This is a genomic window from Streptococcus sp. HMSC066F01 (assembly GCF_001837335.1).
Lineage (GTDB): Bacteria > Bacillota > Bacilli > Lactobacillales > Streptococcaceae > Streptococcus > Streptococcus oralis_S.
The window spans coordinates 341,126-348,760 of sequence record NZ_KV832119.1; the positions used below are offsets into that span (position 1 = coordinate 341,126).

Below are 7,635 nucleotides of genomic sequence, written 5' to 3' on the forward strand. Positions count from 1 at the left end.
TACGACATGGATATGCGTAAGGTGATTGATGTTTACGCGGCTGCAACTGAACACGTGGATCAAGGACTTTCACTCACTCTCTTCATGCGTAGTGACATTCCAAAAGGTCTTTACGAATGGAAGAAAGAAAACAAACAAACGACACGTGACCTGTCAATCCTTCGTAACTATGCCTTTAACAAGGGTATCAAGTCTATCTACTACGTCCGTACCTTTACAGATGACGGTGGGGAAGTTGGTGCTAACCAATGTGAAAGCTGTGTGATTTAATTTTTATCTGGGGCAACCACATTTTCTCAGACTACTGATTAAGTTCCCCATCATACAAAACTTGATAAGTATCTTAAATACTATGAAAAACTAAAAAGTCGGTCTTCCGACTTTTTGTGCGATACTCCTCTCAGACTATGATAAAATAGAGATGATTCGACAATCGCATTATTACATACAGAAAGAGATTTCAAATGGAAACTTACTACAAAGCCATTAACTGGAATGCCATCGAGGATGTCATCGACAAATCAACTTGGGAAAAGCTGACGGAACAATTCTGGCTCGATACGCGTATCCCCTTGTCAAATGACCTAGACGACTGGAGAAAACTATCAAACAAAGAAAAAGACTTAGTAGGAAAAGTCTTTGGTGGTTTGACCCTTTTGGATACCATGCAATCTGAAACAGGAGTTCAGGCGCTTCGATCAGACATCCGTACACCGCATGAAGAAGCTGTTTTCAACAACATCCAGTTTATGGAATCTGTCCACGCAAAATCTTACTCTTCTATCTTTTCAACCTTGAATACCAAGGCTGAAATTGAAGAAATCTTTGAATGGACCAACACAAATCCCTACCTACAAAGAAAAGCGGAAATTATCAATGAAATCTATCTCAATGGTAGCCCACTAGAAAAGAAAGTTGCCAGCGTTTTCCTTGAAACCTTCCTCTTCTACTCTGGTTTCTTTACACCACTTTACTATCTTGGTAACAACAAACTGGCCAACGTTGCGGAAATCATAAAACTGATCATTCGTGATGAGTCTGTTCACGGAACTTACATTGGTTACAAATTCCAACTTGGTTTTAACGAATTGCCTGAAGAAGAGCAAGAAAAACTTAAAGAATGGATGTACGACCTGCTCTACACTCTCTACGAGAACGAAGAAGGTTATACTGAAAGTCTCTATGACGGTGTTGGTTGGACCGAAGAAGTTAAAACTTTCCTTCGCTACAATGCCAATAAGGCCCTTATGAACCTAGGACAAGATCCACTCTTCCCAGATTCAGCTGATGATGTCAATCCTATCGTCATGAACGGTATTTCAACAGGAACTTCTAACCACGACTTCTTCTCTCAAGTCGGAAATGGTTACCTCCTTGGTGAAGTTGAAGCCATGCAAGACGAGGATTACAACTACGGTTTAAACTAATTTGACCAATCATTCAAAATATCATGGTTTGTTTAAAACAACCATGATATTTTTGTTTTTGTTTTATTTTGTTCTTTTTATATTTGATCGATTGAGCGTTTTATGGTAAGATAATAATAGTAGAAATCGAGGTGATAAGGATGCTAAAGCAAGAAAAACTAGATAGTATTCTAGAAGCAGTAAACACAAAAGGCACTATTACTGTAAAAGAGATTATGGAAAGTCTTGATGTGTCAGACATGACAGCTCGTCGCTACTTACAAGAATTGGCAGATAAGGATTTGCTGGTTCGTGTGCATGGTGGTGCTGAAAAACTTCGTACAGGTTCTCTCTTAAACAACGAACGCTCAAACGTCGAAAAACAAGGCTTGCAGATTGCTGAAAAACAAGAAATTAGTCGTTTTGCAGGTCGTTTGATTGACGAAGGAGAAACCATTTTTATCGGTCCAGGAACAACCTTGGAGTGTTTTGCTCGTGAGCTCCCTATCGATAATATTCGTGTTGTAACAAACAGTCTTCCAGTTTTTCTCATCCTAAACGAACGAAAACTAACAGATTTAATCTTGATTGGCGGAAATTATCGCTCTATCACTGGTGCTTTTGTAGGGACACTTACCTTGCAGGATTTGACAAACCTTCAGTTTTCTAAGGCTTTTGTGAGCTGTAATGGTATTAAGGACAAGGCAATTGCTACTTTCAGTGAAGAAGAGGGCGAGGTACAACGAATCGCTCTGAACAATGCCAATAAAAAATACTTACTGGCAGACCACAGTAAGTTTAATAAGTTTGATTTTTACACCTTCTACAATATCTCAGAAATTGATACAATCGTTTCAGATTCCAAACTGAGTCAGGAGACATTTGAAAATCTGTCGAAACAAACAACCATTCTTTTATCAAAACCATAAAAATTCCCCTGCCTTTTGGCGGGGAATTTTTGTTGAATTTTATTCAATAAGTTGTGTCTCAGCTAGTTTCTTGTACCAGTGAGCAGATTTCTTTGGATAACGTTCTTGAGTTTCAAAGTCTACATAGAAGAGACCGTAACGTTTTTCATAACCGTTTGACCAAGAGAAGACATCCATCAGAGACCAGATAAAATAGCCTTTGACATTGGCTCCATGGGAGATTGCATCTGCTATCACTTCCATGTGTTTCTTAACGTAATCAATCCGTCCATCATCATAAACTGTCCCATCCACAAACTCATCTTTGTATCCAAGACCATTTTCAGTGATGTAAATCTTCTTGTAGTTAGGATAATATTTCTTCACGCGCATGATTTGATCATACAAACCTTGAGGATAGATAATCCAGTCCCAATCCGTACGTGGCACATAATCTGGAGCTACACGGCGTCCGACTCCCTTAATCTGATATTTAGAGCTTCCTTTTTCACCTTTTCCATTGTGGATGATTTCCGTCTCTCCATCAAAGGCTTGCATCCAATCACTCATGTAGTAGTTAATGCCGAGGAAGTCGTTCAAGTCTTTTGCAGCTTCTAGGACTGCGAAGTCTTCTTCACGCAAATCTAAGCTTCCACCATTGACGGATAGAATATGGTTGACGCCTTCCATCGTTTCATCTGAATAGCGTCCAAGATAAGTTGCATCCAAGATAAACTTATTGTGGATGATATCTTCCAGCTCAGCAGCACGAACATCTGCTTGATTTTCAGGATCTAGAGGATATTTAGTAGGCAGGGCATGAACCACACCAATTTCACCTTTATAACCTTTATCTTTATATAGCTTGACTGCACGCGCATGCGACACCATCATATTGTGATGAGATTGGAAGACTTTGGCAAGATCGTACTGAATACCAGGAGGGAATTTACCAACCAAGTATTGACCATCACCGATTGGTCCAATTTCATTGAATGTTGTCCAATAGTTTACTTCTGGAAATTCTTCAAAACAGAAGGCTGCATAATCCACAAAGTGATCAATGTTTTCTCTATTCAGGAAATCTCCATTTGAATGTAGAGCTTCTGGCGTATCAAAGTGATGAAGAGTTACGAAGGGCTCAACATGCCGCTTGTGGCATTCTGCAAACAACTTGTGATAGAACTCAACCCCCTTGTCATTAATCTTCCCATAACCAGCTGGAAAGATACGTGACCAAGCGATTGAAATACGGATACCATTGACACCATACTCTTCTGCTAGTTTGAGGTCAACTGGGTATTTGTGGTAGAAATCACTGGCTGGCTCAGCAGTGTACCAATAGTTATCCTTGAGATATTTGTCCCAGGCAACTGGTCCTTTACCATCAGTATGTGTAGCACCTTCTGCTTGATAGGCAGCTGTTGCCCCGCCAAAAATAAAGTCTTTTGGAAGTGTTTTTGTCATTTGATTCACCTTTCAAGAAATAGAAATGAGATGGAGATAGAGTTGGGAGGAGTTCCTCCATCTCACTTCTTCGCTCTTTACATTTTATTCTTCGAACTGCGCTTGAACAAAGGCAAGAGCACCTTTTCCATCGCGAGTCAATTTAATGTATTGCCCACCTTCTGTCTTGGCAAGTTTGATACCAAGTTTGTCGGTTTCGGCTTTCATATCTTCAAAGTTAGAAGCAACTTGAGGAGCAAGGATAACCAGATCAAACTCAGGCAACATTTCACGGTGAGCACCATAGCCACCAGCTGCTGCTTTAACAGGAACTTTGTACTCTGCAGCTGCCTTGTTTAGAGCATTTGCAAGGAGACCACTTGTACCTCCTCCTGCACAGAGAACGAGAACATTTGTTTCTTCTGTGATTGTGTTTTGCGCTGCTTCTACACCAGCTTTTTCAAGAATCGCATCTGCTTTGGCAGTATTGAAGTTTGCAGCTACTTTTTCTTTCAATTCATCATTGGCTTTACCTGAACGCTCTTCTTCAAGGATTTGTTCATCATAAACCTTGAGGAATGGATAGTAAATGGCTACGTCAACAAGGATTAACAAAGCAGCAAGTACAAATGACAAGAATTGGAAGTTTGTACCGAGAACAATACCGAGCGGACCTGGTGTTGTCCAAGGAAGGTTGGCTGTAAATGAGTTCATGCCAAGTGTTTCAATGAAGAATTTAAAGATCCATACGTTGGCAATTGGCGCAAAGATGAAAGGAATAAAGAAGATTGGGTTCAAGACAAGCGGTGCACCAAACAAGATTGGTTCATTTACACCAAAGAAAGTTGGAACTACTGAAGCACGACCGATTGCACGGTTACGTTTAGATTTTGTTAACCACATGAACATGAATGGAACAACCAGTGTCGCACCAGTACCACCCATGGTAACGATAAACATTTGTGTACCAGAAGTAAGAATCTTGTCAGCGTGCATACCTTGTTGGAGAAGGTTCAAGTTGACTTCGGCATTGGCATAGGTAATAGCTGCGATAGCTGGTTCAACGATAGATGGACCATGGATACCAACAAACCAGAAGAAAGCAAAGGCACCAAAGATAATCGTAATACCTAGATAACCATCAGCAGCAGAGAATAATGGTGCAAAGAATTTACCGATTGATTCAGCTACGCTTGCACCAACAAAATGACGAGCTAGTAAATCAAGAGCATAAAGAGAAACAACTGATAGAGTGAATGGAATCACATCTTTAAAAACTTGTGAGATATTAGGTGGAACTTCGTCAGGCATACGAATAGTGACGTTGTTCTTAACACAAACCTTATAGATGGCTACAGTAACAAAGGCAGCAAGGAAGGCTGAAAGCAAACCTTTTGTCCCCAAGAATCCAGTAGCTAGGCCATTTTCGATAGGATCAGCTGCCAACATCAACAAACCAACAATTGCTGCCAACAATGTTGACATATAGTTGATTTGATTGGTTTTCTCCATGCTACGATTTACTGAGTCGGTCAGTGATTTAGCTGTTGTACCAGCTACCAAGAGAGCTAGAATCCCCATTGAATAGCTGTAAGGTTTCATCAGAAAAGCTACAACTTCATCAGACCATTTAAAGCCCCATGAGTTTGGTACAAAGGCGATTAAGATAAAGATACTTGAGAAGAGAATAACAGGCATACCTGCAATGAAACCATCACGAATGGCACGAAGGTAGATATTACGAGATAGTTTCTCAAAGAAAGGCTTTCCTTTCTCAATAAATGCAATTAATTTATTCATTACTTAACTCCTCTCTTGTAGAGTTCAATTAAATGGTGCATCAAATCTTTTAATAAGATAGTTGTCATCAAGTGGTCTTGGCCATGCATCATGGTTACACTATAGGCTAAGTCCTCACCTGAAGCTTCCTTAGCCAATAGACTTGTTTGCGCGTGGTGAGCCTCTGCAATGCAAGAACCAGCTTCCTCGACTAAGCTATCTGCTTTCGCAAAATCGCCAGCTTCAGCAGCTTTCAAGGCTTCCAATAGTTTTGAACGAGCATCGCCAGCATAGGCTACGATTTCAAAACCTAACAATGTTACTTCTTCTCTATTCATGATAGAATTCTCCTTAGGTATTTTTAATTAAATTTTTATGACAATAAACGTTGGATATGTAGAACTAGATAAACTCGTTCACTTTTATACAAATCAAGACCCGTATGTTGCGTAATCACATCATAGATCTTGGAACCAATCTCGAACGCTTTTGGATAGGATTGTTTAATATGATCTTCCATATCCAGAAGTGATTGGTTATCATCTCTAGATCTGTCTAAATAATCCAAGAAATAATTCAAATGTATCATAAAACGATCATAGAAATGATTATTCTCTTTGGTTCGTTGAATTGCATAGTCCGTTAAAACTTCTTCAACATTCCTGAGAATTTCTTTCCTCTTATCAATCGACTCCACAAGTTCCACTTCATTTTCACCTTCGGCATTAATGAAATGATAAGCAATCCGAATAATTTCGTCCTCAGGAAAATGATCTGCTAGCTTCTGACGATAAATTTCAAAAGCTTCATTTGCGATTTGAAAAGCGACAGGATACTTAGTGGAAATATCTGGTAGATTACTATCCTTGTACCTTCCTTGTGCTAGAGCTTGGTAAGAACAGTAAATATGATCTGTCAAGGTTACGTAGAGATACTCTTGAATTGGATAATGATATTTCTTTGATAGCTTATCAATGATTTCATAGGTCACTGTGATAAAATCAAGCGGAACATCTTTGAGGAGAGCCATAAAGTTTTCTCTTGACTCTTCTGTCTTCATCCGAAAGATTTTCTCAATATGCTGTTCAGTAATCAAATCTCCCTTCCTCTTTCCAAATGTAATCCCCTTACCAATCACAATCACTTCTTCTCCTTTATCATTTCTGACAAGCGAGACATTGTGATTCATTGGATTTAGAATTCGATACATGTCAACCTCCTTTTATATCTTAAAGGTATATGAGTACAAAAAATGACCACAAATGAACTAGAAAATCAGCCGATTTCTAATTCACCTGTGATCATGCCTAATATTACTTAGTAACACTCACCTTGTATTAACTTGTGATTTAAGTATAGCACAAGTAAGTTATTTTGTAAACCTTTACATAAAACTTTTTTTAAAATTTTTTTAGATTCATGTTCCTAACCTAGGAGGACTTGCTTACACGCGTTCTTTCCATGAAGTCGCTGTTGTTTGAAGAACTTTATTGAGCTCATCAATGTTTTCAAAACCAGTTGTGCGAAGCCATTCGCGAGCTGCTGCTTCACCATCTTTGATGTATGCTTCAACTGATCCAGCCCATGTAGCACGGCCACAAAGAACTCCGTTAAAGTTTGCACCTGATTCATGAGCAAATACAAGAGTATCTTGGAAAAGTTTAGCTGATACACCAGCACTCAAGTAGATGTATGGCAAGTTAGTTGCTTCATCTTGGGCTTTAAAGAAGGCTGCTGCTTCTTCACGTGTATAAACTACTTCACCTTCAGCGAAGCCTTCAACATATTTAATGTTAACAGGAACTTCTACTTTCAAGACATCGATGTTAAAGCGTGGGTCTGAGAAGACCTTCATAGCACCAATAACCTTGTGTGGCTTCACTTTTGCGTATTCTGCTGAACCTGCATCAGCAATCTTTTCATCGTAAGCCAAGATCTCAAGGAAGAAAGGAATGTCTTCTGCCACACACTCTGAACCGATGCGTTCGATATAGGCTTGTTTTTGTTGGTTGAGTTCGTCAGAGCTGTCTACGTCATAGTAAAGCAAGAATTTGACAGCGTCAGCGCCTTGTTCCTTGATGCGTTTGGCAGACCAA

Annotated in this window: 7 protein-coding genes and 1 pseudogene; 3 read left to right on the top strand and 5 right to left on the bottom strand. The window is 39.5% G+C overall.

Annotated features, from left to right (window positions below; genetic code table 11):
- The 3 genes and pseudogenes from HMPREF2655_RS10500 to HMPREF2655_RS08915 all read left to right on the top strand — a co-directional run.
- Nucleotides 1–270 (top strand): annotated as a pseudogene (locus HMPREF2655_RS10500) (ribonucleotide-diphosphate reductase subunit alpha); the annotation flags it as partial.
- Between the two features lie 194 nt (nt 271–464).
- Entirely contained in the window at nt 465–1,427 is a 963-nt protein-coding gene (gene nrdF, locus HMPREF2655_RS08910) for a class 1b ribonucleoside-diphosphate reductase subunit beta (protein WP_070838634.1), read from the top strand.
- Between the two features lie 140 nt (nt 1,428–1,567).
- Nucleotides 1,568–2,335, top strand: coding sequence for a DeoR/GlpR family DNA-binding transcription regulator (locus tag HMPREF2655_RS08915; protein WP_070838636.1), 768 nt, complete (start codon nt 1,568–1,570; stop codon nt 2,333–2,335).
- Nucleotides 2,336–2,374: 39 nt separating this feature from the next.
- Here the strand turns inward: HMPREF2655_RS08915 and lacG are convergent, their stop codons facing one another.
- From lacG to lacD, 5 genes are all read right to left on the bottom strand, one after another.
- Entirely contained in the window at nt 2,375–3,781 is a 1,407-nt protein-coding gene (gene lacG, locus HMPREF2655_RS08920) for a 6-phospho-beta-galactosidase (RefSeq protein WP_070838638.1), read from the bottom strand.
- 84 nt (nt 3,782–3,865) lie between these two features.
- Nucleotides 3,866–5,560 carry a lactose-specific PTS transporter subunit EIIC gene (locus HMPREF2655_RS08925; RefSeq protein ID WP_070838640.1) on the bottom strand — a complete coding sequence of 565 codons (1,695 nt, stop codon included), beginning with the start codon at nt 5,558–5,560 and terminating at the stop codon, nt 3,866–3,868.
- On the bottom strand, nt 5,560–5,877 hold the full coding sequence (locus HMPREF2655_RS08930; protein ID WP_001078320.1) for a PTS lactose/cellobiose transporter subunit IIA: 318 nt from the start codon (nt 5,875–5,877) through the stop codon (nt 5,560–5,562). The genes HMPREF2655_RS08925 and HMPREF2655_RS08930 overlap by 1 nt, the downstream gene beginning before the upstream one ends.
- A gap of 35 nt (nt 5,878–5,912) precedes the next feature.
- Complete coding sequence (locus tag HMPREF2655_RS08935) at nt 5,913–6,749, bottom strand: PRD domain-containing protein (protein WP_004254529.1); 837 nt, start codon at nt 6,747–6,749, stop codon at nt 5,913–5,915.
- Between the two features lie 234 nt (nt 6,750–6,983).
- Nucleotides 6,984–7,635: tagatose-bisphosphate aldolase (gene lacD / locus HMPREF2655_RS08940; RefSeq protein WP_070838642.1), on the bottom strand; the 652-nt coding region annotated here is incomplete at its 5' end.